The organism is Xenorhabdus bovienii (genome assembly GCF_024721015.1).
Lineage (GTDB): Bacteria > Pseudomonadota > Gammaproteobacteria > Enterobacterales > Enterobacteriaceae > Xenorhabdus > Xenorhabdus bovienii.
In genome coordinates, this window is record NZ_JANAIF010000308.1 from 1 (window position 1) to 546 (window position 546).

General features: G+C 48.5%; 1 pseudogene. It reads left to right on the forward strand.

Going from position 1 to position 546, the window contains the following annotated elements:
- Positions 1–493: pseudogene (locus tag NXS07_RS20730) on the forward strand (IS6 family transposase); the annotation flags it as partial.
- Positions 494–546 lie beyond the last annotated feature (53 nt).

The following is a 546-nucleotide window of genomic DNA, read 5'->3' on the forward strand; positions in this document are numbered from 1 at the left end:
CATAAACGTCCTGTGGGGCGTCGCTGGCGCATGGATGAAACCGACATCAAAATCAAAGGTCAGTGGAAATACCTTTACCGGGCGGTCGATACGGCCGGTAAAACGATTGATTTTTTATTGACCGACAAACGAGATACCGCAGCCGCCTTGCGTTTCTTCCGTAAAGCCCTACGGCAACACGGGGAGCCTGACATCATCACCCTCGATAAGAGTGGGGCCAACACCGCCGCTATCGCCTTGCTGAATACCGATAAATCAAAGGAGAGAGGCCATAAAAATCCGCCAGGATAAGTTTCTCAATAACCGCATTGAGCAAGATCATCGGAATATCAAACGTCGGATACGACCCATGTTAGGTTTTAAATCGTTTCGCCGGACCCAAACGATTTTAGCGGGGATAGAGCGCGTTTCGATGCGGCGTAAAGGGCAATACTCACAACCCGAAGATAAGACATTGTCACCGGCAGAACTGTTTTATCGATTAACTGCATAAAGAGTCATCATTCCCACCTCAGCACAAACTTTCTCTGTTAATGCGACAGAACC